A 22,762-nucleotide genomic window follows, 5' to 3' on the forward strand; every position below is an offset into this window, starting at 1 on the left:
CAAGATGATTGGCAACAGCGAACTGGAAGCCCTGGGCGACAAACTGCAGACCACTCTGGTCGATCTGATGCGTTGTCGTGAGCGCGAGGCCAAATACCGGCATGAATCACAGACTCTATTGAGCGGGGTAGCGACACTGGCCGATGCCCAGACTCCGGAGCAGGTGCTGGAGAGCCTCATCCAGGTGCTCAAGCCCTTTATCGGATTTGAGCATGCGGATGTGGTGGCCTGGGAGGGAAAAACGGGGATTACTCACCTCACTACCGATCCTGTGGAGCAGGGGCGTAACTGGGCCATGACGCCGGCATTTGGCCGGGCGATTGCGGGAGAGACGCTGGTGATCTACGACCCTTCCCAGTTGCCGGAGCTGGCGGATCTCGCTGCAGTTCCGGGATGGGCGAGCCTGATGCTCACCGGGCTGCAGGCCCCAGGATTCAGCGCCACCATCATCTGCCGCCACTCCCGTGCCGGCACGTTCGATCTCACCAGCAAGGCGGCGATGCAGCGCTGCCGTCCGCTCATCTCGCAGGCACTGGTCAACATCACCTATCGGGCCCGCTTGCAGGAGCAAGTTGCGGCCAAGACCGAGGCGCTGCAGGCCAGCAAGCGCCGTTTTCGCAGTTTCGCCGCCATGGCGTCGGACTGGTTTTGGGAGACGGATGCCGAGCACAGACTCAGCTATGCCTCCGAGCCCGGCTATCTCGATGAGCAGATGCCGCTCTCTACCCGGCCGACCCTCTATGACTATGTTTGCAACAAGGGCAGCCGGGAAGCCAACGTCTACCTCGAATTGCTGGAACAGCGTCAGCCTGTTCGCGCAGTGCGGATGCAGGTCGCTCTGCAGGGGGGGCCTTGCTGGATGGAGGTGAGCGCCGAGCCCAGCTTCGATGAAGATCGCAACTTTATCGGCTATCGCGGCACCGCCCGGGACATCAGTAGCCAGATCCGGCGTGAGGAGGAGCTGGCTCGGGCGCGGGACGAAGCCGAGGCGGCCAACCGCGCCAAATCCCAGTTTCTGGCCATGATGACCCACGAGATCCGCTCCCCGATGAATGCGGTGCTGGGCATGCTCGATCTGTTGCAACATGCCGAGCTGGCACCGGATCAGCAGAGCCTGCTGCGTCACGCGACCCACTCGGCCAGATTGCTGCAAACCATCATCGACGATGTGCTCGACTTCTCGAAAATCGAATCCCAGACCCTGGTATTTCACTGTGAGACGATGCAGACAGAACGCCTCTGCCAGTCACTTATCGAGCCGCTGCAGGCAAGGGCCGATGCCAAGGGGATCGAGTTGTGCTGTGAAGTAGACGATGTGGTGCCCGGGGAGTTGCAGGGAGACCCGATGCGGCTCTCCCAGGTGATTGGCAATCTGCTCGACAACGCCCTCAAATTTACCGATGAGGGGAGGGTGACCCTGCGGCTGAGTTGGCATGAGGAAAAATTGCGGGTTTCGGTGAGTGATACCGGGATCGGGATTGCCCCGGAGGATCAGGCCCAGCTTTTTGAACCCTTCTCGCAGGTTGATAACTCGGCCACCCGTCGCTTCTCGGGGACCGGCCTGGGCCTTGCCATCAGCAAGCGGCTGGTTTCTCTGATGGGTGGGGAGATCCGGCTGGAGAGTGAGCCAGGCAAGGGGAGTCGTTTCTGGTTTGAGCTCAGCAACATGGCGCTGCCCTGTCACTGCCAGCCAGCGCGGGAAGAGAGTGCTCCCGCCCTGCTGCCGCTCGATGTGCTGGTGGTGGAAGATAGCCCGGTCAATCAGCTGGTGGTGTCACTGATGCTGCAAAAACTGGTGAGCCATGTCCGATTGGCCGTCAATGGGCTGGATGCGCTGGCGCAAGTGGAGCAACAGCAGCCGGATCTGATCCTGATGGATATGCGGATGCCGCAGATGGACGGGCTGGAGGCGACCAGACGGCTGCGGGAGATGGGTTACACCATGCCCATCGTCGCGTTGACGGCCAATGCAATGGCAGAGGACAAGGCCTGCTGTCTGGCGCAGGGGATGGATGATTTTCTCGCCAAGCCGATCACCTTATCACGACTGCGTGACTGTCTGCAGCGTCACTTTGGTCAGCGTTTGCCGACGCGCGGATAAAAAAAATGGTCAACTTTGTGGGTTGACCAGATCTTCAGCAAATACTGAAGAGAGCACGGGATAAATCGGGTTGTACAAATCTATATGAAAAATCTGTGCCAACTTTTAAATGACTCTTTTATGTTCAATTTGGCCGTTTAGCGCAGCGGCTCTCTCTTGTTATGGCTTGTTGTGTTCCTACTCATTTGCAAAATGCGAAATTTCGATTTTCATTGTTGGAATAATTGCATTTTGCAAAGCTGTTTTTGTCATTGTGAAATCAGGCGATGCAGGAATTTGCGAGCCGCTTCGCTGTTCTGTTTGGCTATCAGCATCTGCTTTTCATAAATCGGCATCGGCAGGATTTCGAGCCAGCGCTGGCAGAGCCAGGCGGCATCTTCAAAGCGCTTCTCCGGGTAGAGTTCATCAAGTTCCGGATATTGCTCGAACACCTCGCGCAGGCGATTCACCAGCAATTTGTCGTGGAAATCGGAGTGGGTGCTGGGCCAGTTGGGCAGCGTTTCCACTTTGGCGCGACGCAGTCCCAGCTCGTCGGTCTCCATCTCGTGGATGCAGAAGCGCTCCAGCCCCAGTACGGTGATCCCCAGCATCCCATCGTTCAGGGTGTAGAAGTCAGTCACCTTGACCCGGGTACCGACCGGCAGGATGCGACCTGCTTGTCCCGAGGTGGTCGACTCTTCCATCACGATGCCAAAGCCCTGATCGTTGATGAATGACTCTTTGAGCATCTGCAGATGACGGGGCTCGAACAAACGCAGAGGCAGCTTGCCGCCCGGGAGTATGTGGGAAGGCAAGGGGAACAGGGCCAAAGGTTGCAGTTTCATGTTCCATCCTCCATTGAGTAGTTGCTGAATAGGTCAATGCAGCGACTGTGCCAGAGAATGAAAAAAGCCACCGGAGGGTGGCTTTTCGGGCGGTGGAGGGCGTTTAGTTACGCTGCTCAAGATACATGACAGCCGCTTCCACGCGGCTCTGCGCCTCGAGTTTCTTCAGCAGGCTCTTCACGTGAACCTTGACCGTACCCTCGGAGATATGGAGCACGGAAGCGACCTGTTTATTGGAGAGGCCTTTTGCAATTTCACGCAGAATTTGCATTTCGCGACGCGTTAAGCTCTCAAGCTTCTGCTGCAGGTGATCCAGCTCGTAGATATTCTCGAGGTAGGGGCGCAGCGGCTCGCTCAGGATCTGCTTGCCGGTCATCACGTCGGCCAGTTGGTCCAGCAGCAGATCCGGTTCGGTGTCCTTGAGCAGGTAGCCATCGGCTCCGGCCTTGAGCAGGGCTACTACATCCTGGCGGGCATCGGAGACAGTCAGGATGACGACCCGAGAGGTGACCTCTTCGGCCCGCAGTGCCTTGAGGGTATCGAGACCAGAGAGCCCTTTCATATTGAGATCCAGCAGGATCAGGTCCGGCTCGGACTCCTTGGCCAATGCTACGGCGTCAGTACCGTTGGAGGCTTCACCGATCACCTCCATGTTCTCTTCCAGAGCCAGTAACTGCACAATCCCTTTGCGCATCAGGGGATGGTCATCTACGACCAGAACACTGTATTTCATCTCGTCCATCAGGCGTCTCTCGCTAGACTGGTGGGAAAAGTCAGATGCACACGGGTGCCTTGTGGCTGCTGTTCGTTGATGGTCAACAGGCCGTGCAGTTTGTTGGCGCGTTCGTTCATGATACTCAAGCCGTAATGGTTGATCGCCGAGCTGGCGAGCCCAATACCGACACCGTCATCTGAAATCTGAACCTCGATGTTACCACTGGCGAGGGTCTCACAGCTAACATCAATCACTTGCGCATTGGCATGTTTGATGGCGTTGAGCACTGCCTCACGGATCAGCTGCAGAATATGGATGTGCTGGCCCGCTTCAAGATCCGAGTCGGCCAGACCGTAGTGGAACCGGATCTCGGCGTTGGTCTGGGGCTGCAGCTGATCGAGCATCACCCGGATCGCTTCACCGAGATTGGCGTCCCCTATGGTCAGGCGGAAGGTGCCGAGCAGCTCGCGCAGCTGGGTGTAGGCGTTGCTTAGCCCTTCGTCGATCTGCTGCATCGCCTCCTGTGCCTTATCCTGTTGCCCCTTGGCGTAGGATCGTTTGAGCAGGGTGGACTGGATCTTGAGGTAGGAGAGAGCCTGCGCCAGCGAGTCGTGCAGCTCGCGTGCGATGACGGCCCGCTCCTCCATCAGCAGCAGCCGCTGGTGTTGCAGCAGGGTCTGATCCTTGTGCAGCACCTGGGCCAGCAGCATGGTGAAGTTTCTGATCAGCCGCTCGTCAATGGGGTGCTGACTGATGATGTCGAGCCGGCCAAACTCCTGATCATCCATCTGCAGATAGAAACTAGCCACCGCATCGAGATCGCCGGGCCAACCGGTGCGCCCGGAGGTGTAGACCGGCATGGCGTTATTTTCGAAGCGGGTCAGCCGGATGTAATCGATATGCTGGTGGGCTGCCGCTCTGTCCAGCAGCTTGATGAGGGTGCGGGTGCTGAGCGGTGCTGCGTGCAGCTTCTGGGCAGTGCTGTAGAGGAAGGAGAGGGTGTCGTTGGCCTGTTGTAGCTTGGCTGTTTTCTCCTCCACCTTGTTCTCCAGCTCCCGATAGAGCTTGCCCAATTCGTCGGCCATGGTGACAAAGGCGCGCGACAGCTCCCCCAGCTCGTTTTCACCGTGGCTGGGCAGCTGCAGATCGAAATCCTGGCGCTGGATCTGGCGAGCACAATAGACCAGCTGATTGAGCGGGGCGACCACCTGCTTGCGGGTAAAGCGCACGGTAAACCAGGCGATGAGGATGATGGCGAGCAGACCGAGCCCCTCAGCCAGTGCCAGCATCCGTACCTTGAACTCGACGTGGTACTGCATCTGATTGACGAAATTGTCGATGGCCGCCACAAACTTCTCGGTGTTGTCGGTGTACCGTCTGGGGGTGCTGTTTTCGATGTGCTGGCGCATCTCCTGCCATTGATCGAGCACTTCGCCGTAGGTGCGGCGCAGGGAGGCAGGGGTGATCCAGCGCTGGGTCTCCTGCAGCTCTGCGGCGTGCAGCGTCTCTTCAAACTGGGAGAGGCGGCCCAGTACACTCTCGCCCCGCTCGATTTCGTAAGCCATCCGGTAAGCCTGCATCCGCAGCGAACCGGAGAGGTTGATCGCCTTGGCATCGGGTACCGAGTAGAAGAGGGTGACCATGGCAACGACCGCAATAAGGCTGGCCATGAAGAGGATCAATACCATGGCGCGCCCGATGGCGCTGCTGACCGAATGGACTCTGAATCTGTGTCCCATGCTCATGTTGATATTGACCTCTGAATTGTGACAAGGCGTCGTCAAGATGCGTGGGAGTGTACTCCAACTTGTGTTAGCATCGAAAAACTAGATGAACTCCGAGCGCTTCTGCCTAAGTCCTTGGGATAGGGGAGAACCAGCCGTCAGCCGATGTTCGAGCTGTAAGGGTCAGGAAAGAAATGCCCTGGCCTCCCGTATTTGGAAAGGTGTTTATGTTGCCTCTTGAAGATGGTTTTTCCCGTCGTTTTTACTATTTGCGTCTCTCGGTGACCGATGTGTGCAACTTCCGTTGCACCTACTGTCTGCCGGATGGCTATCGCCCTCCGGAAGGTCACAAGGGAGGACGAAAATCCTTTCTCTCGCTCGACGAGATCCGCCGCGTAGTGCATGGCTTTGCTGCAATGGGAACCCGCAAGGTGCGAATTACCGGCGGCGAGCCCTCCTTGCGTCGTGACTTTACCGAGATCGTCAATGTGATCGCGACCACGCCGGGCATCGAAAAAGTCGCCATGACCACCAACGGTTATCGCTTGAAAGAGCGGGCCCGCGAGTGGTTTGACGCAGGTCTCAATGCGCTGAATGTGAGTGTCGACAGCCTGGACCCGCGCCAGTTTCACCAGATCACCGGTGAGAACAAGCTGGCAGAGGTGATGGAGGGGATCGAAGCGGCGCTCGCCGCCGGTTTCAAATCGGTGAAGATCAATGCGGTGCTGCTCAAAGGGCTGAACGACTATCAGCTGGAGGCTTTCCTAGGCTGGATCAAGCATAAGCCGATTGAGCTGCGCTTTATCGAACTGATGCAGACCGGCGATATGGATACCCTGTTTCGTGACCACCATGTCAGCGGTGAGGGGATAAAGCAGCGTCTGTTGGAGAGTGGCTGGGTACAGCAGCTGCGCGGCAAGGATGACGGCCCGGCGCAGGTATTCATGCATCCGGAGTCGCAGGGTGGGGTGGGGCTCATCATGCCCTACAGCAAGGATTTCTGTGCCGGTTGCAACCGGCTGCGAGTCTCCTCGGCAGGAAAGTTGCACCTCTGTCTGTTTGGCGACCATGGGGTCGAGCTGCGGGATCTGCTAACTGCAGACGAGCAGCAGGAGGCGCTGCAACAGCGGATTCGTTCTGCCCTGAGCGGCAAGAGTGCCACCCACCGTTTGCACGAAGGCAATGCCGGAGCAACCCCTCACCTTGCTTCAATCGGTGGCTGACCACAAAAATAGCCATTGATTAAATAGCAATCCTCATATGGAGGTATTTTCATCGATACCTCCTTTTTTGTTCTGCGCCAAGGCTTTGATCTGGCGCAAAAATCCCCCCTGTTTATCTCCCTGGTGGTATATCCCTTAACTTGTCAGGGCCGCAATATACACCCACTCTTATAATTGGTATCGAAAATGCCAATCAAGGACTCGTGCCGCACCCTTCATCACTGAAACGGGAGTCAATATGCCGGAAGAGATCGATCTTGCCCGCCGTGGCCTGTTTCGGGGCCGCTTGCGGGTTGCCGAGCCTCCGGTGCAACTGCCTTGGTCGGTGGCTTGGCCGCAATTCTCGGCCGGATGTACCCGCTGCGGTGATTGTCTGGCCGCTTGCCCGGAGCAGATCCTGATAAACGGCGAGGGCGGTTTTCCCACCGTCGATTTTCAGCGCGGAGAGTGCACCTTTTGCGGTGACTGCGTTGCCGCCTGCAAGGAGCCGCTTTTTCGGCCGGCATCGGAGACGCCCTGGCAATATAAGGCGTCCATTGCCGCCAACTGCCTGGCCAATAGCCAGGTTTATTGCCAACGCTGTCAGGACAGTTGTGAACTGCGGGCCATTCGCTTTATTCCGACACTGGGGCGGGTACCCACCCCAGTCATTGAGTTGGATAGCTGCAACGGCTGTGGTGCCTGTGTGCAGGATTGCCCGGTTGGCAGCATCAAGGTGGATGGCTCGGCGGCCAGTGCACAGAAGAGTCAGAATGAATCAGGCATTGAATGACCCGGGAGTCACAATGAGTCAGGAGTTTCATGTTTCGAGTCTGGTGGTGCTGACCCAGCCCACCTTGCGTCACCAGCTCGCAGAAGAGATTGCGGCCCTCGACGGTGCCGAGATCCACGCCGTCACCGACGAAGGCAAGCTGGTGGTGACCCTGGAAGGGGCAAGCCAGCGGCCGATCATGGCGGCCATCGATGCGATACAGGCGATGCCGGGCGTGCTCTCTGCCGCCCTGATTTACCATCAGTTCGATGAACTCGATGCCCAGCAATGAATAAGGTGCCGTGAAGTCGGGTCTCCATGAGCTGACTGAGTGGTTTCTAGTTGATGCGATAAAAACGAGGCACTGGTATGCGGTTCGTAGCCTTGAGCGAGCGCCAGTTAAATACACTCGATAACTTACGCGACAAGCAATGCGAGGATATGTCATGAAGCTGAGTCGACGCGACTTTATGAAGGCCAACGCGGTGGCGGCTGCCGCTGCCGTGGCCGGTGTCAGTGCCCCCACCCTGGCGGCCAATCTCATCACCAGTACCGACAAGACTGCCATCCACTGGGATAAAGCGCCTTGCCGCTTCTGCGGTACCGGCTGCTCCGTGCTGGTCGGTTCCCAGGATGGTCGTGTCGTAGCGACTCAGGGCGACCCCGATGCGCCGGTCAACCGTGGCCTCAACTGCATCAAGGGCTACTTCCTCTCCAAGATCATGTACGGTCAGGATCGCCTCACCCAGCCCATGCTGCGGATGAAGAACGGCAAGTTCGACAAGGATGGCGACTTCGCTCCCATCAGCTGGGATCAGGCCTTCGACATCATGGCCGAGAAGTTCAAGGCCACCCTCAAAGAGAAGGGCCCGACTGCCGTTGGCATGTTCGGTTCCGGCCAGTGGACCGTCTGGGAAGGTTACGCCGCCGCCAAGCTGATGAAGGCAGGTTTCCGTACCAACAACATCGACCCCAATGCCCGCCACTGCATGGCCTCCGCGGTAGTCGGCTTTATGCGTACCTTCGGTATGGATGAGCCGATGGGCTGCTATGACGATATCGAGCAGGCCGACGCCTTCGTGCTGTGGGGCTCCAACATGGCCGAGATGCACCCCATCCTCTGGTCGCGGATGTCCGATCGTCGTCTCTCCAATCCGGATGTACAGGTGCACGTGCTCTCCACTTTCGAGCACCGCAGTTTCGAACTGGCGGACAACGGTATCATCTTCACGCCCCAGACTGATCTGGCGATCCTCAACTATGTCGCCAACTACATCATTCAGAACGACAAGGTAAATTGGGACTTCGTCAACAAGCACACCGTGTTCAAGAAAGGTGCCACCGACATCGGTTACGGTCTGCGTCCGACCAACCCGCTGCAGCAAAAAGCGAAGAACCCGGACAGCGGCGATGCCACACCGATGACCTTCGAAGAGTTTGCCAAGTTTGTGGCCGACTACGATGTGGAGTCTGTCTCCAAGCTCTCCGGCGTCTCCAAAGAGAAGCTGGAAAAACTGGCCAAGCTCTATGCCGATCCGAGCAAGAAAGTGGTCTCTTACTGGACCATGGGCTTCAACCAGCATACTCGTGGTGTCTGGGCCAACAACCTCTGCTACAACATCCACCTGCTCACCGGCAAGATCTCCGAGCCGGGCTCTGGCCCCTTCTCCCTGACCGGTCAGCCTTCTGCGTGCGGTACCGCGCGGGAAGTGGGCACCTTTGCCCACCGTCTGCCGGCCGACATGGTGGTGACCGATCCCAAGCATCGCGCCATCGCCGAGAAGATCTGGAAACTGCCGGAAGGCACCATCCCGGAGCAGGTGGGTTACCACGCCGTGCTGCAGGATCGCATGCTCAAGGATGGCAAGCTCAACGCCTACTGGGTGATGTGCAACAACAACATGCAGGCCGGTCCCAACATGAATACCGATCGTCTGCCTGGCTATCGCGACCCGCGCAACTTCATCGTGGTCTCTGACCCGTACCCGACTGTTACCGCCCAGGCCGCTGACCTCATCCTGCCCACCGCCATGTGGGTGGAGAAAGAGGGGGCCTACGGCAACGCAGAGCGCCGCACCCAGTTCTGGCACCAGCAGGTGAAGGCACCGGAAGGGGCCAAGTCCGACCTGTGGCAGCTGATGGAGTTCTCCAAGCGCTTCAAGGTGGAAGAAGTGTGGCCAGCTGAGCTGATTGCCAAGATGCCGGAAGTGAAGGGCAAGACCCTGTTCGACGTGCTCTATGCCAACGGTCAGGTCAACCAGTTCCCGAAAGAGCAGAGCAAAGGTCTGCTGAACGACGAAGCCGAGCACTTCGGTTTCTACGTCCAGAAGGGTCTGTTCGAAGAGTATGCCACCTTTGGTCGTGGCCACGGTCACGATCTGGCTCCGTTCGATCAGTACCACGAAGCCCGAGGTCTGCGCTGGCCGGTGGTGGATGGCAAAGAGACCCTGTGGCGCTATCGCGAAGGTTTTGACCCCTATGTGAAAGCGGGCGAGGGGGTGCGCTTCTATGGCAAACCCGATGGCAAGGCGGTCATCTTCGCCCTGCCGTTCGAGCCTGCCGCCGAGTCGCCGGATAAAGAGTACGATCTGTGGCTCTCCACCGGTCGCGTGCTGGAGCACTGGCACACCGGCACCATGACCCGTCGGGTGCCCGAGCTCTATCGCGCCTTCCCGGATGCGGTGCTCTTCATGCACCCGGACGATGCCAAGGCTCGCGGCGTGCGTCGTGGTGAAGAGGTGATCGTCTCCTCCCGCCGTGGCGAGGTGAAAACCCGGGTCGAGACCCGTGGTCGCAACCGTCCGCCGAAAGGACTGGTCTTCATGCCCTTCTTTGATGCGAGCCAGCTGGTCAACAAGCTGACCCTGGACGCCACCGATCCGCTCTCCAAAGAGACGGATTACAAGAAGTGCGCCGTCAAGGTGATGAAGGCCTGAGGCGGGGAGTCGAGATGAGTCGTAGTCGTCGCCAGTTTCTGGCCGACATGGCCAAGGGGGCTTGCGGTGTGAGCCTGCTTGGCGTGGGGCTCGGCGGCATGGCCCGCCAGCAGGTGCATGCAGTGCCGGCTCAGGCGCTGCGTCCCCCTGCTGCCCTCGACGAAGCTGAGTTCCTCGGCGCCTGCGTGCGCTGCGGACTCTGCGTCGAGGCGTGCCCCTACGACACGCTCAAGCTGGCCCGGCTGTTTGAGCCGGTGACCACGGGGACTCCCTACTTCAAGGCGCGCGCCGTGCCGTGCGAGATGTGTGATGATATCCCTTGTGTGGTGGCCTGTCCGAGCGGGGCGCTGGATCAGCAGATGACCGACATCGATCAGGCGCGGATGGGGGTGGCAGTGCTCATCGATCACGAGACCTGCCTCAACTATCTGGGTTTGCGTTGCGATGTCTGTTATCGGGTCTGCCCGCTGATCGACAAGGCGATCACCCTGGAGCTGCAGCACAACCAGCGTACCGGCAAGCACGCCATGTTCCTGCCCACAGTGCACAGCGATATCTGCACCGGCTGTGGCAAGTGCGAGCATGCCTGCGTGCTGGAGGAGGCCGCCATCAAGGTGGTTCCGCGCCAGCTCGCCAAGGGGGAGCTGGGTCATCACTACCGGCTTGGTTGGGAAGAGAAGGCGAAGGCGGGCAAGTCGCTCATTGGCGACAGGCTCACTCTGCCGACCCGTAAACCGGAGGGGCTATGAGTCGTTATCCGGGGGCCGAGGCGCGCATCAAGCTGGGATGGTGGCGTTCCCACCGTTTCCTGCTGCTGCGCAGGCTCAGCCAGTTCGGTGTGCTCGCATTGTTCCTGCTGGGGCCGCTGGTGGGTGTCTGGATCCTCAAGGGCAACCTCTCCAGCTCGCTGTTGCTGGAGACGGTGCCGCTCACCGATCCCCTCACGCTGTTGCAGTCAGTAGCGGCGGGCCACTGGCCCATCACCTCACTCTGGCTGGGTGCTGCCATTATACTGGTCGGTTACTGGCTGGTCGGGGGGCGGGTCTTCTGCTCCTGGATCTGTCCGGTCAACCTCATCACGGATGCGGCGGCCTGGCTCAGGGGGCGGCTTGGCCTCAAGGGCAACGGTCAGTTCAGCCGTGCTACCCGTTACTGGCTGCTGGCTATGGCGCTGGTGGCACCGGCGGTGACAGGCGTGCTGGTGTGGGAGTTGGTCAACCCGGTGTCGCTCGCCATGCGCGGTCTGCTGTTTGGCATGGGAGCGGGCTGGGCTTTGCTGGCGGTGCTGTTCCTGTTCGATCTCTTCGTAGTTGAGCGGGGCTGGTGCGGTCATCTCTGTCCGGTGGGGGCCTTCTATGCCCTGCTCAACCGGGTCGGATTCATCAAGATTTCTGCCAAAGGGCGCGAGCGGTGCAACAACTGCATGGATTGTTATGCGGTCTGCCCGGAGCGTCCTATCCTGCGCGGCCCCGTTCACGGTGCCAAGCGCGGTCACGGGCCCTTGATTGCGGCTCAGGAGTGTACCAACTGTGGCCGCTGCATCGATGTCTGTGCGGAACAAGTTTTTGAAATCACTGTAGGTTTTGCCATCAAGGCAGAAAAAACGTCGGAGAACACATAATGAAAAAGCTGATTGGAGCAATGCTGGCCTGTCTGATGGCGGGTTCCCTGATGGCGGCCGTCCCCGAGATCACCAACAGCACCGGCGGGCTCAAGTCCGAGCGGGGCGCCACCGATCTGGTGACCGATGCCAATGCCGCCCCCATGAAGAATTTCCGCAAGGATGGCGAGCCCTATGATCGCCAGTACATGCATCAGCCGCCGCTGATCCCCCACGATATCCGCAACTACGAGGTGGATACCAAGGTCAACAAGTGCCTGGCTTGTCACAGCTTCAAGAATGCCAGTGCCATGAAGGCCCCCAAAATAAGCCCGACCCACTTCGAAACCCGCGATGGCATGACCCTGGGCGAGGTCTCCCCCCGTCGCTACTTCTGCCTGCAGTGCCATGTGCCGCAAGCGGATGCCAAGCCGTTGGTGGGGAATACGTTCAAACCGGTTGAAGCGCTGAACTGAGGAATCCATAGATGAAATTACCCGGCTTTATCCAGCGTCTGTGGATCACCTTCAAGTCCCCCTCCAAGGCGGCCCTCTGGGTGCTGTTGCTGATGGGCTTCTTCGGCGGCGTTATCTTCTGGGGCGGTTTCAACACCGCCATGGAGGCTTCCAACACCGAAGCCTTCTGTACCAGCTGTCACGAGATGAAGGACAACGTGTTCGAGGAGTATCGCGACACCATCCACTACTCCAACCGCTCCGGTGTGCGCGCCAGTTGCCCTGATTGCCACGTACCGCATGAGTGGACCTACAAGATCATCCGCAAGGTGCAGGCTTCCAAGGAGCTGTGGGGCATGATCACCGGCAAGGTGGACACCCGCGAGAAGTTCGAGAGTCACCGCCGCGAGATGGCGGAGCGGGAGTGGCAGCGGATGAAAGAGACAGATTCGCGCGAGTGCCGCAACTGCCACAACTTCGAGTACATGGACTTCTCCCTGCAGGGGCAGCGTGCCGCCAAGATGCACTCGGCCAACCTCGGCAAGGAGGGGCAGGCCACCTGCATCGACTGTCACAAGGGGATTGCGCACCAGCTACCCGACATGACAGGGGTGAAAGGGTTCTAACCAAGCAGTTCAGGCCGGGGCAACCCGGCCTGTGTTTTTGGGCGTGCCGCAACAACTCGGCATATCTGGGACAAGCATCAGATTTGTGAGTCTTTTAAATCCCATATCTCGTGAAACCTTTGATAGAATCAGCCCGCCGTCAAACGCTTGAGCAAGTAGTCCACTCTGTCCACACCGGTTCTGGTGGTGGCGGATGGCCTCTCATACTCTCTTCTCTTCCTGCCTCGTTGACGGCCCATAGCCACAAGGAGCTGCCCGATGGGACAGAAAAACAACGCATTCATTCCCCTCAAGATCGCCGTGCTGACGGTTTCCGACAGCCGCACCGCCGCCGATGACAGCTCGGGGGACTATCTGGTCTCCGCCCTGACTGAAACGGGCCATCAGCTGGCCGATCGCGCGCTCTGCCCCGACAACCTGTTTCGTATCCGCGCTCAGGTAAGCGACTGGATCGCCGATGAGGGGGTGCAGGTGGTGCTGGTCAACGGCGGTACCGGCTTCAACGAGCAGAACCGGGTGCCCGAGGCGGTCGGCGTGCTGTTCGAGCGCACCGTTCAGGGCTTTGGCGAACTGTTCCGCCAGCTCTCCTTTGCCGAAATCAAGGGCTCCGCCATGCAGAGCCGCGCGCTGGCGGGCTTGGCCAATCGCACCCTGATCTGCTGCCTGCCGGGCTCTACCGGTGCCTGCCAGCTGGGGTGGGAGAAGCTTATCCGCGATCAGCTCGATGCACGCACCAAGCCGTGCAACTTTGTCTCCCATCTTTGAGGGCAAGTGATGAACCAGAACCATTCCAACCTGACTCATCTTAACCAGAGCGGCGAAGCCCATATGGTGGATGTGACCGACAAGCAGGTGACCGAGCGTGAGGCTCGCGCCGAGGCGTTTGTCGCCATGGCATCGGAAACGCTGGCCCTGATCCTGAGCGGCCAGCACCACAAGGGCGACGTGTTTGCCACCGCCCGTATCGCCGGCATCATGGCAGCCAAGAAAACCGCGGATCTCATTCCCCTCTGTCACCCGCTGGCATTGACCCGGGTCGAGGTGGAGATAGTGCCGCTGGCCGAGCAGAACCGGGTGCATATTCGCACCCTCTGTAAGCTCTCCGGCAAGACCGGGGTGGAGATGGAGGCGCTGACCGCTGCGTCGGTAGCGGCGCTGACCATCTACGACATGTGCAAGGCTGTGCAAAAAGACATGGTGATCGAACAGGTTCGTCTGGTAGAGAAAAAAGGCGGCAAGTCCGGCCATTTTCAGTTGGGGTCAAATAGTGGGGAGCAAGCATGATCAAGGTACTCTTTTTTGCGCAAGTAAGAGAGCTGGTGGCCTGCGACGAGCTGAGCCTGCCTTGCGAGTACGCCACAGCCGAGCAACTGCGTGCCGCCCTGTGTGAGCGCGGCGACAAGTGGGCGTTGGCTCTCGAGGCTGGCAAACTGCTGGTGGCGGTCAACCAGACCCTGGTGCCTCTCGACACGCCCATCACCGATGGCGATGAGGTGGCCTTCTTCCCACCGGTGACCGGAGGTTAAGGATGAGCAACGCAACCATGACCGATCGCATTCTGGTACAGCGGGCCGATTTCTCGCTGGCCGATGAATATGCCCGCCTTGCCAACCGGCAGGACACCGGCGCCGTGGTCAGCTTTGTCGGCAAGGTGCGCGACTTCAATCAGGGGGAGCACGTGAAGGGGCTGGCCCTCGAGCACTACCCCGGCATGACCGAGAAGGCGCTGGCCGCCATCGTGCAGGAGGCGCGCGAGCGCTGGCCACTGCAGGAGTGCACCCTGATTCACCGCATTGGCGAGCTGCGGCTCGGCGATCAGATCGTGCTGGTAGTGGTGAGCAGTGCTCACCGCGAAGCGGCCTTCGAGGCCTGCCACTTCATCATGGATTTCTTGAAAACCCGGGCGCCGTTCTGGAAAAAAGAGCTGACCGCCGAAGGGGTACAACGCTGGGTCGAGGCCAAGGAGAGCGACAACACTGCCGCCGCCCGCTGGCAAGCTTGACCTGTTTGAGGGGCGCAGGTTCATCGGGAGCCGTGGCCCTGTTTTGGGGAGTAACAAAAGCTGCCCCAGTCAGGAGGTAAAGGAATGAAACCGCTGTTATCCATTGTCATTGCCGGGGTCTGCGCCAGTGCGTTGCACGTCGGTACCGTGCAGGCCGACGAGGTCAAGGTGGCCGTAGCCGCCAACTTCAAGGGTACCATAGAGCGTATCGGCAAGGAGTTCACCGCCAAGACCGGCCACACCCTGGCCATCTCCTCCGCCGCGACCGGGGTGCTCTATACCCAGATCAGCCACGGTGCCCCGTTCGATCTCTTCCTCTCCGCCGATGTGAAAACCCCGCAGAAGCTGGAGCAGGAGGGCAAGGGGAGCGAGCGATTCACCTATGCCATCGGCCAACTGGGGCTATGGAAGAAGGGGGGGCCAGCGCCTGACGAGGCAACTCTGCGCAATTGGAAGGGCAACCTTGCCATCGCCAACCCGAAAACCGCGCCCTATGGCACAGCAGCCATGGCGGCCCTCGACCATCTCAAGATCGATCCCAAGCAGTACCGTCTGCTGACCGGCACCAATATCGGCCAGACCTGGCAGTTCGTCGACACCGGCAACGCCGAGCTGGGCTTCGTCGCTTGGGCAAACCTGGTGGAAGCGGGCAAGACCGGCGAAGCCTGGGCCGTACCGGCTGACCTCTACCCCCCCATCGAACAGCAGGGGCTGGTATTGAAGAAAGGGGCCGCGGTCGAGGCGCTGGTTGCCTGGCTCAAGGGGCCCGGTCAGGCACAGATCAAGGCTGCGGGCTATGCACTGCCGCAGTGATGGCATGGCAGATCTGCTAACGGTTGGCTGGCCTTCGGGTCGGCCCGCCAGTGCGATGAAGGAACGCTTTCTATGGTTGTCGGCATCTACCCGAGAGGCAGGTGATGAGTGAAGGGGATCTGCTGGCGGTCTGGCTTACCCTGAAGCTGGCAGCCAGCACCACCATCATCCTGTTGCTGCTCTCGCCGCCGCTGGCCTGGTGGTTGTCGCGCAGCCAGCACCGGCTCAGACCCGTGGTGGAGGCCCTGGTGGCCCTGCCACTGGTGCTGCCGCCAACGGTGCTCGGTTTCTATCTGTTGCTGGCCTTCTCCCCCTCCTATGGGCTGGGGGCCTGGTGGCGCGACACCTTCGGGGCGCCGCTCGCCTTCAGTTTTACCGGTCTGCTGCTCGCCTCCATCCTCTACTCGCTTCCCTTCGTGGTACAGCCGCTCACCTCCGCCTTCGTCAACATGGGCAACAAGGAGCTGGAGGCCGCCGCCACTCTGGGCTTCGGCCCGGTTGAGCGCTTCTTTCACATCATCTTGCCGATGACGCTGCCCAGCTTTGTGATGGCGGCGGCGCTCGGCTTTGCCCACACTCTGGGGGAGTTCGGGGTGGTGCTGATGATTGGCGGCAACATCCCCGGCGAAACCCAGGTTCTCTCCATCGCCCTGTTTGATCATGTGGAGGCGATGGATTACCAGAATGCCCATATTCTGGCGGGTGGCCTGATGGGCTTCTCGCTGGTGATGCTGGTGCTGGTGTACGGCGTGCTGCAGCGTCGGCAACGGAGGCTGTTCGGATGAGCGAAATCCTCACGACACACCCGCTGCAGCTCACGGCACTCCCGCTGCAACTCAAGGTACAGCGCCAGTTCGGCGTCTTTACCCTTGATTGCGAGCTGGCGCTGGAGCTTGGGGGCATCCTCGGTCTGTTCGGCCCCTCCGGCTGCGGCAAGAGCACCCTACTGCGCATTATCGCCGGGCTGGATCGCGCACCGGGCGACACCTTGAACTGGCAGGGCAGGGCGCTGAGCGATCTTCAGCCCGAGGCGCGCCGGATCGGACTGGTGTTTCAGGATTCGCGCCTCTTCCCCCATCTGACGGTGCTCGGCAATCTGCAACTGGCAGCCCGCAAGGGGCGAGGACGCTGGCCGCCCGAGGCGCTGGCGACTCGGCTCGGTTTTGCCGAACTGCTGGCCCAGCCAGCCCACGGCCTCTCCGGTGGCCAGCGCCAGCGGGTGGCGCTGGCCCGGGCTCTGCTGGCCGAACCGGATCTGCTGTTGCTGGATGAGCCTTTTTCTGCGCTGGACAGACGCAGCCGTATCCATCAGGCCCATATGCTCAAGGGGTTGCAGCAGGAGAGCGGCATTCCGATGATCTTCGTCAGCCACGCCATGGAGGAGGTGAGCCTGCTCTGCGATCAGCTGGTGCTGCTGGCGGATGGCCGGGTGGAGGCGCAAGGCAGACCGAGCGAGATCTTCGCTCGTACCGACCTTTCGCTTGCCAGTCGCGACGATGCCGGGGTGATGCTGACGGCGACCCTCTCTCACTACGATAACGACGAGCAGATGGCGACCCTGCAGCTTGGTGAGCAACAATTGCGGGTCACCATGACTCATGTGCCGGATGAGGTGGGCCCCCTGCAGATCAAGGTGGCCGGGCGGGACGTGGTGATCGCCACGTCCCCCATCGAGCACTCCAGCCTCTCCAACTGCCTCACCACCCACTTGCTGGCCGAGCGCGAGGTCCGCCCCGGCCAGACCCTGTTGCAGTTGGCGCTGGGTCAGCAGATACTGCTGGCCCGGATCACCAGCCGTTCCGCCAGACGGCTGGCGCTCGCCCCGAACCAGCAGATCTACGCCTATATCAAGGCGGTGAGTCTGGTCAGCGAGGGCTGAGCGGGATATATCTGGTTGAAGAATAAAAAACGAACAACAGGATGGTTCAGCGGATGAGTCGAGAGGCAATGAACTGATGCGCCGCAATCAGGTGATGAAATCCAACGGTCTTGCCCTGCGCAGTGCGGGGGAGGGCCCTTTGTTGTTGCTGCTGCACGGGTTGGGTTCCTCCAGCCTCGACTGGCAGGCACAGATAGAGCATTTTTCCGAGCACTACCGGGTGGTGGCGCTCGACCTGCGTGGCCACGGCCAGAGCATGCAGGAGGGGCCGTTTGACGTGGCCACTCTGGCGGCAGATGTGGTGCGCTGGCTTGATGAACAATCCGGCCCCGCCTGGGTGGTGGGACTCTCCCTGGGGGCCATGGTGGCGCTGGAGCTGGCGCTGCAACTGCCGCACAAGGTGCAGGGGCTGGTACTGGTCAACGGCTTTAGCGAATTTCTGCTGGAGACCCCCAAAGAGCAGGAGCGGCTTGCCCAGCGCCTCAAGTGGCTGCGCTGGTTTGGCATGCGTCCGCTCGCCTGGTGGCTGGGGCGCGAGCTCTTTCCCGGCCCTGAGCTGGCTCAGGTGCGCCACACCTTCCGGCTGCGTTTCGTGCGCAATAAAAAGAAAACCTACAAGGCGCTGCTGGAGGCGCTGCCCGGCTGGTCGGTACGCGCCCGGCTCGGCAATATCTGGCAGCCGGTGGCCATTATCTCCACCAGTCACGACTATCTGCCGCTTGCCAAGCGGGTGGAGCAGTTCGCCTCCCTGCCCAACGCCACCATCCACACCCCCGAGGGTCACCACGCCTGGCCGGCGGAAGACCCTTCCGGTTTCAATCATTTGCTTCACCGGATTTTAGAAACTCATTAAACTTGTCGCCTTTCTACTCCGTGTATGTAGTGGTCCGATCGCCTTGCCAGTGGCAGTTGGCAAGGCAATCGGACCAATTTTGCTCTATCAACAGGTGCTTCCCCCATGTCTGAAGTAATGAAAATGGCCATCGATGATGGCTCGACCAACGTCAAGGTGAGCTGGATTGAGAACAAGGTGCTCAAGACCATCATCTCTCCCAACTCTTTTCGCAAGGACTGGAAGAGCGCCGCATTGCGCAAAGACAAGAAGATCTACAACTACGAGATAGGCAATACCAAGTACACCTATGATGCGACGTCGGACAAATCGCTGGCGACCACTCATGTTGAGTACCAGTATGACGATCTCAACCTGCTCTCCGTGCACCATGCCCTGCTGCAAACCGGTGTAACTCCCTGTGATGTGGCTATTACCGTGACCCTGCCCATCACCGAGTTCTATCACCCGGATGACTGCCAGCGTAACGAAGAGAAGATCGAGAAGAAGCGTCGCAACCTGATGCGTGCCATCACCCTCAACAAGGGCGAACTGTTCAACATCGTCAGTGTGGAAGTGATGCCGGAGAGTCTGCCAGCGGCACTCTCCCGTCTGGTCGGTTCTGGCTGCAACGAATTTACCAAGACGCTGGTGATCGACTGCGGTGGCACCACCCTGGACATGGGTATTATCGTTGGCGAGTTTGACGATGTCTCCGATGTCTACGGCAACAACGAGATCGGCGTCTCCATGGTGACCGACGCCACCCGCAAGGCGCTGGCGGCAGCAGACAGCGATTCGAGCTATCTGGTGGCCAACGAGTTCATCAAGCGTCGTCACGATATGAGTTTCGTGCGCGAGGTGGTCAATGACGAGAGCCAGATCCCGCGCATCCTCGAGAAGATGCAGAACAAGATCGACGAACTGGGCTCCCAGGTTGCCCATGAAGCGAAGAAGTTTGCCAAGAACCCGAACCGCGTCTATCTGGTCGGCGGTGGTGCTTCCCTCATCCACGATGCCATCAAAGCGGCCTACCCGACCCTGGGTGACAGAGTTGAGCTGCTGGATGATGCCCAGTCCGCACTGGCCCGCGAGATCTGCCTCTACACCACCGAAGAGGATGAGGTCTATCGCGAAGCGCCCGTGATGGCCGAGGTTGGCGATGAGTAGTCAACTCAAGCGCATGTCCTTCTCCATCTATATGGATCCGGGGGCGCTGGAGTCTGATCGCTATGCGGTCGGGGTGTTGCAGAACTGGTATCAGCGGGCGCGCAAGATCCAGGATGGCAGCGAGGAGTTCGACTTCTCCAAGAGCCGTTTCCACAAGGATATCTATCTTTCGGGCATGTTCATGTATGTGTTGGCGCCCAACCTCTGCAAGGCAATTGCCAATGCACTGGGGCCGGAGCAGGTGAGCATGACCACCCTGCGCCATGCCTTTGCCAGTTGTGGCTTCCATCTGGGCGGGGAGGGCAACGAACGCCCCGCTACGGATGCCATGGTTGAGGAGATAGTGGCGCGACTGGCTCCGCGGTTGGAGCAGGCAGATAACGGTTCGCTGGCTGACGAGATCGTGAGTCGTCTTGGCCAGCAGGGAGGTGCACCCTCTTCTGACCAGTTGGTGGAGGAGATAGTGAGCCGCCTTGGCGAGCAGCAGCCCACCGAGCTGTGGGATGAGCTGAGGCAAGGTCTGCCAACCCCTCTCGATCATGATCAGCTGGCTGAAGCGATTGCGGGCAAGTTGCCATCAACTGCAGGCGAGCAGGATCTGGCGCCGCTGCAGAGCAGCATCCAGTTGCTATCCCGTCAGCTGGAAGAGCAATCGCGTCTGATCCGCGAGCAGCACAGATTGATCCAGCGGCTGGCCAGTGCGCCAGTGCGACAGGGGAGTGATGGCGCTGAGGCTGAGCCCATAGTGGAAGATCTGTCAGCTCAAGTCGCCAACATCAAACGAGTCAAGGCCAAGGGTATTTTCTGACGGCACTTGACGTAAAAAACAATGCAAAAAGCCGACCCATGGGGTCGGCTTTTTATTGGCTGCAACTGAGCTCCTCGCTATGCATGAGTTGCCGTGCTTACGGATGTGAGCAGACCGGGCAGTCGGGGCGCTTGGGCAGCTTCATCTCCCGGAAGGAGCCGTTCAGGCCGTCGATCATCAGCAGGCAGCCGCTGTAGCTTTTTCCCGTACCCGCCAGGATCTTGATGGCTTCGAGCGCCTGCAGGCTGCCCACCAGACCTACCACGGGGGCGAGTACCCCGGCTTCGACACAGGTGAGGGCCTGCTCGCCAAACAGGGCGCTGAGGCAGGCGTAGCAGGGTTCATCTTCCTGCCAGGTGAAGCTGCAGAGCTGACCCTCCAGCCGGATGGCGGCGCCGCTGACCAACGGCACCCTGTGCTGGCGCGCCTTTTGGTTGAGCAGATTGCGAATGGTCAGGTTGTCGGTGCAATCCAAGACCAGCTGGTGGCGGGGTAGCAGGGTATCGAGCAGCGCCTCGTCGGCCACGGTAGCGTGGGTCTCCACCTCAAGCCAGGGGTTGAGGGCGCGCAGGGAGTGCGCTGCTGAGTCCACCTTGTAGTGGCCGATGCGCTCATCGGTGTGCAGCACCTGCCGCTGCAGGTTGGAGAGCTCCACCTTGTCGAAATCGACCAAGGTGAGCTGGCCTACTCCGGCCACTGCCAGATACTGGCTGGCGGCACAGCCAAGGCCGCCGGCGCCGATCACCAGCACCCTGGCTTGCTTGAGCGCCTCCTGTCCCTCGAAATCGAAGGATTTGAGGATGATCTGACGGTTGTAGCGCAACAGCTCGGCGTCGCTCAGGATCTCGCTCACAGCAGCAATCCCCCGAATGGTTCGACGGTGACGGTTTCGCCCGCAGCGACACGGCCCCGCTCGCGCTCAAGGATGATGTAGCAGTTGGCCCGCGACAGGGAGCTGAACACGGCGGAGTCCTGCGAGCCGGTGCTGCGTACCTCGAGACCGTTTGGTCCCTGACTGAGGATGCCGCGCTGGAAGTCGAGTCGGCCCGGGCTCTTCTTGAGCGGCTCGGTGGTGACGGCCTGCAACTGAAGCGGGCGTTCGAAGCGTTGGCCCGCCAGCTTGGCCAGCGCCGGTTGCACCAGCTGATCGAAGGTGACCATGGCGGAGACCGGGTTGCCCGGCAGGCCGAAGAACCAGGCGCGGGGCAGGCGGCCGAAGGCAAACGGCTTGCCCGGCTTGATGGCCAGCTTCCAGAAACCGATCTCGCCGAGCTCGTCCAGCAGCTGTTTGGTGAAATCCGCTTCCCCTACCGAAACGCCACCGGTGGTGATGAGCACATCGGCCTCTTCATCGGCGCGGATAAAGGCGGCGCGCAGTTGGGCGGGATCGTCCGGGATGATACCAAGGTCGAGACAGTCGCAGCCCAGCCGCGCCAGCATGGCCCGCACGCCGTAGCGGTTGGAGTCGTAGATGTCGCCGTGGGCCAGCGGGGTGCCAACCGGCTTGAGCTCATCGCCGGTGCTGAAGATGGCCACTTTCAGCGGTCGGCGTACCGGCACGGTCGCGATGCCGAGGGAGGCCAGCAGCGGCATCTCGCGCGGGGTAAGGCGGGTGCCAGCTTGCAACACACAGGCCCCCTTGTCGATATCGCTGCCGGCGCGGCGGATATTCTGGCCCGGTTCGGGCTGTGCCAGAAAAGTGATCCGATCGCCGTCGGCCTGCGTTTCTTCCTGCATCACCACTGCATCTGTCCCTGCGGGAACCGGGGCGCCGGTCATGATCCGCACACAGTGACCGGCGGGCCACTCGCCCTGATAGGGCTGACCGGCAAAGGCTTTGCCCGCCATGATGAGCGGGATGCCAGCGGCTAGATCGGCCAACCGCACGGCGTAACCGTCCATGGCGGAGTTGTCGAACGGGGGCACGGCGAGGGGAGAGGCGATGTTGCTTGCAAGGATCCGGCCAAGGGCCTGTGGCAGGGGCAGTTGCTCGCTGTCGCAACAGCAGGCGAGTTGCTCCAGCATTCCTTGCAGGGCATCGCTTAACGGCAGTAGTCCGCTGGTATCAAATCCCATCGTCATGACCTCTTGTGATGATTGAGGGCGGGATTATCACAAAAATTGCCGGGGATGGGCAGCGGATGGGGCGGTAAAAGTCGGGCTATGGTCATAAAGTATGATGACGGACGCAAGTTGACTTGAATATTGGCGGCAATGGCCGTTTACTATGCCGCCTTACAATCATCAAGCTTGGGGTGGCCTGCGTGGCGGCCCCGACGTCCCTGAGCATGGGAGAGAAGAGA

The 22,762-nt window shown here is 60.2% G+C and carries 24 protein-coding genes and 1 riboswitch; of the genes, 19 read left to right on the forward strand and 5 right to left on the reverse strand.

Going from position 1 to position 22,762, the window contains the following annotated elements; translation table 11 throughout:
• Window positions 1–4 precede the first annotated feature (4 nt).
• Window positions 5–2,101: a PAS domain-containing hybrid sensor histidine kinase/response regulator gene (locus NOM67_RS11010; RefSeq protein WP_255937000.1), complete on the forward strand. Its 2,097-nt coding sequence runs from the start codon at window positions 5–7 to the stop codon at window positions 2,099–2,101.
• Between the two features lie 248 nt (window positions 2,102–2,349).
• Here the strand turns inward: NOM67_RS11010 and NOM67_RS11015 are convergent, their stop codons facing one another.
• From NOM67_RS11015 to narQ, 3 genes are all read right to left on the reverse strand, one after another.
• The gene (locus NOM67_RS11015; RefSeq protein WP_033114984.1) at window positions 2,350–2,925 is read right to left on the reverse strand and encodes an LON peptidase substrate-binding domain-containing protein; all 576 of its coding nucleotides are present in this window, start codon (window positions 2,923–2,925) and stop codon (window positions 2,350–2,352) included.
• A gap of 103 nt (window positions 2,926–3,028) precedes the next feature.
• Window positions 3,029–3,667, reverse strand: a complete 639-nt coding sequence (gene narL, locus NOM67_RS11020; protein WP_255937003.1) for a two-component system response regulator NarL — start codon at window positions 3,665–3,667, stop codon at window positions 3,029–3,031.
• The gene (gene narQ, locus NOM67_RS11025) at window positions 3,667–5,379 is read right to left on the reverse strand and encodes a nitrate/nitrite two-component system sensor histidine kinase NarQ (RefSeq protein ID WP_041208739.1); all 1,713 of its coding nucleotides are present in this window, start codon (window positions 5,377–5,379) and stop codon (window positions 3,667–3,669) included. Before narQ ends, narL begins: the two co-directional genes overlap by 1 nt.
• 84 nt (window positions 5,380–5,463) lie before the next feature.
• Window positions 5,464–5,604: riboswitch (molybdenum cofactor riboswitch) on the forward strand.
• Here narQ and moaA point away from each other — a divergent pair.
• From moaA to NOM67_RS11115, 18 genes are all read left to right on the forward strand, one after another.
• Window positions 5,592–6,587 (forward strand): GTP 3',8-cyclase MoaA, encoded by a 996-nt coding sequence (gene moaA / locus NOM67_RS11030; RefSeq protein ID WP_255937006.1) that lies wholly within the window; start codon window positions 5,592–5,594, stop codon window positions 6,585–6,587. Its footprint overlaps the riboswitch before it by 13 nt.
• Window positions 6,588–6,825: 238 nt before the next feature.
• A complete protein-coding gene (gene napF, locus NOM67_RS11035; protein WP_255937009.1) occupies window positions 6,826–7,359 on the forward strand; it encodes a ferredoxin-type protein NapF in 534 nt (177 codons plus the stop codon).
• Window positions 7,360–7,372: 13 nt separating this feature from the next.
• Window positions 7,373–7,630, forward strand: coding sequence for a chaperone NapD (locus NOM67_RS11040; protein ID WP_033114988.1), 258 nt, complete (start codon window positions 7,373–7,375; stop codon window positions 7,628–7,630).
• Between the two features lie 154 nt (window positions 7,631–7,784).
• Window positions 7,785–10,274 (forward strand): nitrate reductase catalytic subunit NapA, encoded by a 2,490-nt coding sequence (gene napA / locus NOM67_RS11045; RefSeq protein WP_255937013.1) that lies wholly within the window; start codon window positions 7,785–7,787, stop codon window positions 10,272–10,274.
• Window positions 10,275–10,288: 14 nt separating this feature from the next.
• A complete protein-coding gene (gene napG / locus NOM67_RS11050; protein WP_182925834.1) occupies window positions 10,289–11,023 on the forward strand; it encodes a ferredoxin-type protein NapG in 735 nt (244 codons plus the stop codon).
• A complete protein-coding gene (gene napH, locus NOM67_RS11055; RefSeq protein WP_156853331.1) occupies window positions 11,020–11,895 on the forward strand; it encodes a quinol dehydrogenase ferredoxin subunit NapH in 876 nt (291 codons plus the stop codon). Before napG ends, napH begins: the two co-directional genes overlap by 4 nt.
• The gene (locus NOM67_RS11060; protein WP_033114992.1) at window positions 11,895–12,350 is read left to right on the forward strand and encodes a nitrate reductase cytochrome c-type subunit; all 456 of its coding nucleotides are present in this window, start codon (window positions 11,895–11,897) and stop codon (window positions 12,348–12,350) included. The genes napH and NOM67_RS11060 overlap by 1 nt, the downstream gene beginning before the upstream one ends.
• 11 nt (window positions 12,351–12,361) lie before the next feature.
• The gene (locus tag NOM67_RS11065; protein ID WP_042031377.1) at window positions 12,362–12,955 is read left to right on the forward strand and encodes a cytochrome c3 family protein; all 594 of its coding nucleotides are present in this window, start codon (window positions 12,362–12,364) and stop codon (window positions 12,953–12,955) included.
• A 258-nt stretch (window positions 12,956–13,213) separates the two neighbouring features.
• Entirely contained in the window at window positions 13,214–13,720 is a 507-nt protein-coding gene (moaB, locus tag NOM67_RS11070) for a molybdenum cofactor biosynthesis protein B (protein ID WP_041208733.1), read from the forward strand.
• Between the two features lie 9 nt (window positions 13,721–13,729).
• The gene (moaC, locus tag NOM67_RS11075) at window positions 13,730–14,239 is read left to right on the forward strand and encodes a cyclic pyranopterin monophosphate synthase MoaC (RefSeq protein WP_156853332.1); all 510 of its coding nucleotides are present in this window, start codon (window positions 13,730–13,732) and stop codon (window positions 14,237–14,239) included.
• The gene (gene moaD, locus NOM67_RS11080) at window positions 14,236–14,481 is read left to right on the forward strand and encodes a molybdopterin synthase sulfur carrier subunit (RefSeq protein ID WP_043851233.1); all 246 of its coding nucleotides are present in this window, start codon (window positions 14,236–14,238) and stop codon (window positions 14,479–14,481) included. The genes moaC and moaD overlap by 4 nt, the downstream gene beginning before the upstream one ends.
• 2 nt (window positions 14,482–14,483) lie before the next feature.
• A complete protein-coding gene (gene moaE / locus NOM67_RS11085; protein ID WP_156853333.1) occupies window positions 14,484–14,957 on the forward strand; it encodes a molybdopterin synthase catalytic subunit MoaE in 474 nt (157 codons plus the stop codon).
• 84 nt (window positions 14,958–15,041) lie between these two features.
• Window positions 15,042–15,770, forward strand: a complete 729-nt coding sequence (gene modA / locus NOM67_RS11090) for a molybdate ABC transporter substrate-binding protein (protein WP_156853334.1) — start codon at window positions 15,042–15,044, stop codon at window positions 15,768–15,770.
• A 104-nt stretch (window positions 15,771–15,874) separates the two neighbouring features.
• Window positions 15,875–16,555 carry a molybdate ABC transporter permease subunit gene (modB, locus tag NOM67_RS11095; protein ID WP_128816355.1) on the forward strand — a complete coding sequence of 227 codons (681 nt, stop codon included), beginning with the start codon at window positions 15,875–15,877 and terminating at the stop codon, window positions 16,553–16,555.
• Complete coding sequence (gene modC, locus NOM67_RS11100; RefSeq protein WP_255937023.1) at window positions 16,552–17,649, forward strand: molybdenum ABC transporter ATP-binding protein; 1,098 nt, start codon at window positions 16,552–16,554, stop codon at window positions 17,647–17,649. Before modB ends, modC begins: the two co-directional genes overlap by 4 nt.
• 76 nt (window positions 17,650–17,725) lie before the next feature.
• On the forward strand, window positions 17,726–18,502 hold the full coding sequence (locus NOM67_RS11105) for an alpha/beta fold hydrolase (RefSeq protein ID WP_043851238.1): 777 nt from the start codon (window positions 17,726–17,728) through the stop codon (window positions 18,500–18,502).
• Window positions 18,503–18,607: 105 nt separating this feature from the next.
• Window positions 18,608–19,651, forward strand: coding sequence for a plasmid segregation protein ParM domain-containing protein (gene parM, locus NOM67_RS11110; RefSeq protein WP_185226818.1), 1,044 nt, complete (start codon window positions 18,608–18,610; stop codon window positions 19,649–19,651).
• Window positions 19,644–20,459 (forward strand): hypothetical protein, encoded by an 816-nt coding sequence (locus NOM67_RS11115; RefSeq protein ID WP_225628366.1) that lies wholly within the window; start codon window positions 19,644–19,646, stop codon window positions 20,457–20,459. Before parM ends, NOM67_RS11115 begins: the two co-directional genes overlap by 8 nt.
• 97 nt (window positions 20,460–20,556) lie before the next feature.
• Here NOM67_RS11115 and moeB read toward each other — a convergent pair whose 3' ends face one another.
• On the reverse strand, window positions 20,557–21,312 hold the full coding sequence (gene moeB / locus NOM67_RS11120) for a molybdopterin-synthase adenylyltransferase MoeB (protein WP_255937027.1): 756 nt from the start codon (window positions 21,310–21,312) through the stop codon (window positions 20,557–20,559).
• Entirely contained in the window at window positions 21,309–22,535 is a 1,227-nt protein-coding gene (gene moeA / locus NOM67_RS11125; protein WP_305121659.1) for a molybdopterin molybdotransferase MoeA, read from the reverse strand. Before moeA ends, moeB begins: the two co-directional genes overlap by 4 nt.
• Window positions 22,536–22,762: the final 227 nt, after the last annotated feature.

The sequence above is a fragment of the Aeromonas sp. SG16 genome (assembly GCF_024436135.1).
In the GTDB taxonomy this organism is placed as follows: domain Bacteria; phylum Pseudomonadota; class Gammaproteobacteria; order Enterobacterales; family Aeromonadaceae; genus Aeromonas; species Aeromonas jandaei.